Origin of the sequence: Clostridium tarantellae (genome assembly GCF_009295725.1) — a bacterium.
Classification (GTDB): Bacteria; Bacillota; Clostridia; order Clostridiales; family Clostridiaceae; genus Sarcina; species Sarcina tarantellae.
The window spans coordinates 1-3402 of sequence record NZ_WHJC01000335.1 but is presented as its reverse complement, the minus strand read 5'-3'; the positions used below and the strand labels follow the sequence as shown (position 1 = coordinate 3402).

3 protein-coding genes and 1 pseudogene are annotated in these 3402 nt (G+C 21.5%); all 4 read left to right on the top strand.

All coding sequences use genetic code 11. The features are described 5' to 3' along the window. Positions 1 to 185 precede the first annotated feature (185 nt). Positions 186 to 1085 (top strand): ABC transporter ATP-binding protein, encoded by a 900-nt coding sequence (locus GBZ86_RS13975; RefSeq protein ID WP_152891665.1) that lies wholly within the window; start codon positions 186 to 188, stop codon positions 1083 to 1085. Next, the gene (locus GBZ86_RS13970) at positions 1086 to 2234 is read left to right on the top strand and encodes an ABC transporter permease subunit (RefSeq protein ID WP_152891663.1); all 1149 of its coding nucleotides are present in this window, start codon (positions 1086 to 1088) and stop codon (positions 2232 to 2234) included. It abuts the gene before it with no gap. Between the two features lie 263 nt (positions 2235 to 2497). After that, positions 2498 to 2965, top strand: coding sequence for a DUF3990 domain-containing protein (locus GBZ86_RS13965; protein WP_152891661.1), 468 nt, complete (start codon positions 2498 to 2500; stop codon positions 2963 to 2965). A gap of 182 nt (positions 2966 to 3147) precedes the next feature. Further along, positions 3148 to 3402: pseudogene (locus tag GBZ86_RS13960) on the top strand (hypothetical protein); the annotation flags it as partial.

Sequence of the window (3402 nt, the reverse complement as noted above, 5' to 3'; positions counted from 1 at the left end):
AATTATAATTATAAAGTTGAAAGGTGAATTATATTTATGAATATATATGAAATATTAAAAATAATTATATTAATTATAATAGCATATAATTTAAAAGAAGGATTTAAACTTATTAGTAAAGCACTTAATTCAAACAACTTAAATGAAAAATAAAAAATCATATATGAATGTTAATGGGGTAAATTATGAAAATTTTAGAAGTTAAAAATATTGAAGTGAGTTATAAAGAAAATAAAGTTTTAGATAATATTACATTTTCAATTAATGAGGGTGAGGTAGTTGCACTAATAGGTCCAAATGGTGCAGGAAAGACAACATTAATGAAAATACTATCTAATTTATTAAAAGCAGATGCAGGTGAAGTGAAAATTTGTGGTGTATTAGCAAGTGACAATAGAGAAATTTATTTATCTAAATTATCCAGTATAATTGAAACTCCTTCTTTATATGAAGAGTTAAGTGGATATGATAATATAAAATTAATAAGTAAGATAAACAATATTTCTCAAGAGAAAATAAACTCTATTATAGAATTTATAAATATAGGAAATGAATTGAAAAAGAAAGTTTCAAAATATTCATTAGGAATGAAACAACGTTTGGCATTAGGAATAGCTTTGCTTACAGAACCTAAAATACTGATATTAGATGAGCCAACTAATGGATTAGATTCTAAAAGTGCTATAGAGTTTAAAAGATTGCTAATAGATTTAGTAGAGAATCACAAGATGAGCATCCTAATTTCTTCTCATATATTATCTTACTTGGATAATATATGTACACGAGTGCTGTTTCTTAAAGAAACAAAAATAATTGATAGGAACATTGATGATATAAAATTAGGATGTCAAACTATAATATTAGGTATAAAAAATCAAGAGGAAGTAGTGTCAAAAATTGAAAATATGGAATTTGTTAATAATGTTAATATTATTAATTCCCATAAGATAAGCATAGAAACTAATTCAAGTAATACAGCAAATTTAATAAATAAAATAACAAAACAAAACATTAAATATAGCACTATTGAAATATTGAATAATAACATAGAAAAAATATATACCAATCTATATGAGGAGAAATAAATGGTTCATTTAATAAATTTTGAAATAAAGAAAATATTAAATAAAAAAAGAAATATAGTTACAGTAGGGTTATTTTTTATAATAGTTATTTTATTTATATTATTATATTCTTCTAATGAAAAGATGTTTGATAACTCTATGGTGTTGAATATGGATAAGAATATTGAATCAGTAGAAGAAGCATTAGTTAGAATTGAAGATGAGATATTAAAATTACCAGATAATAAAAATTTACAAGAAATAGCTATGGATTATAAAGAAGAAATAGATATTCTTAAAGAGATGAAAATATATTATAACAATAATGAATGGAATAAATATCTAGAAGTTAGAATAAAATCAAATGAAATATTATTGGAAAATATAAGAAGTAACAAAGTCATAACAGGTAGAGAAATAGATGATATAAAAATGGAGATTGAAGTAGATAAGCTTTTATTGGATAAGGGAATAAAACCAATATATACAGATGTATCTATGGAAGGATTTAATTTTATTAAGATATTTTTAAATGGTGCATTAATACTAATGATTATGGTATTAGTCATATTTATTAGTTCAGATGTCATGTCAAGTGAATTTCAATCAAATACCTATAAATTATTGTTTACTCAACCAATAAGTAAGAGAAAAATATTATTAAGTAAAATAATAGCGGCTGTGGTTGTTACGAATGTAATTGTTTTTTTTATTATAGGGACATTATTTTTTATATTAGGGATAACAAAAGGGTTTGGAGCTATAAATTACCCAATAATATTTTACCATGCTGGAAACATTGAATACATTGAAGTAGGTAAATATATTATGGTAGGATTAACTTTACTTTCTGTATTAATTACGTTAACTTCTGTATTATCAATATTTATTTCTTCATTGAATAAGAGGACAAACACTTCAATGATATTAACAGTAATCATACTAATATCATTATATTTTATTAGTGATATAGGTTTAATTAAAAATATTGCACATATGAATCCTTTTACATATTTACAAATAGGTGAAGTTTTGCAAGGAAACTTAGCAAATATATTAGATAATACTAATATTACTATACAAAATGGATTACTAAGTAGCAGTATATTATTTTTTGTTTTACTTATAACTAATATATATTTATTTGATAAGAGTAATATAGCATTATAGGCATATGCATTGTTTTAGGAATGTTATCATCTAAATATTTAGGTAATAAACTAATAATATTAAGTACTTTAATTATATTTTATATTGTATTATTAATATGCAGCAATCTTAGAATTACTTTATTAGCACTTTAATGTTATTCAAGGTATACTTTATTAAATTTATATCTTATAAAACCTTAGTTTTAAAATATAGAATTAAATAGCATAAAATATGATATAATTAGTGAATAATATTTTACATTTAAATGAAAGGAGTTAGCTATGAAAAAGAGTTCAGAATTAATATATCATGGAAGTTATATGGAAATAGAATTTCCTAAAATTCGTAAATATAGATTTACTAAGGATTTTTCTTGGGGATTTTATTGTACCAAAATAAAAGATCAAGCAGAAAGATGGACGGATAAATTTAATACTTCAATAGTAAATGTTTATGAAATTAAAAATATTGATTCATTAAACATTAAGCAATTTGATGATTATACAAATGATTGGCTTGAATTTGTAATAGGATGTCGTAGTGGTAATACTCATGAATATGATGTAGTTATTGGTCCTATGGCAGATGATACTATTTATGACTATATTGAAGCTTATACTAATGGACAAATGAATAAAGAGAAATTCTTTGAATTAATGAAATTTAAATATCCAATACATCAAATAAGCTTTCATACAATTAAAGCTTTAGATTATATGAATTTTATTAAAAGTTATCAAGTATCATAAAACTATAATAAAATATTTCTTAAATAGCTTAAATTAGCAAATAAAAAATTCTTATATTATCATAAGCACTACTAGTATTTTTTAGAATTACTTATTGATAAACTCTTTAAAATTTAAACTAATTATTACAAGAATATACATATTGTGATAAAATATAATAAAACAATATAGGAGGACTAATAATGATCAATATAAAAGAAAGAAATTTAAAAGAGAGTTGTTATGGTATATTTTCAATAGCTTTTATTATAAACTTCTTTATATTTCTTTTATTTATAGGTAATTTTAATACTTTTATTTATACTTATATAATTTTATTTGATATTTTTACTTTAATAAATTTAATTTTTATCAAAAAGCTATATAATGATATAGAATTATATAGTTCTATATCATTATCATTATTTTCACTTATTTTATTTGTGTCAGGCTTATAC

What these genes read in the sequence shown, in the direction of transcription:
- GBZ86_RS13975 (WP_152891665.1), top strand. Translation starts at nt 186, where the DNA reads ATGAAAATTTTAGAAGTTAAAAATATTGAAGTGAGTTATAAAGAAAAT.
- GBZ86_RS13970 (WP_152891663.1), top strand. Translation starts at nt 1,086, where the DNA reads ATGGTTCATTTAATAAATTTTGAAATAAAGAAAATATTAAATAAAAAA.
- GBZ86_RS13965 (WP_152891661.1), top strand. Translation starts at nt 2,498, where the DNA reads ATGAAAAAGAGTTCAGAATTAATATATCATGGAAGTTATATGGAAATA.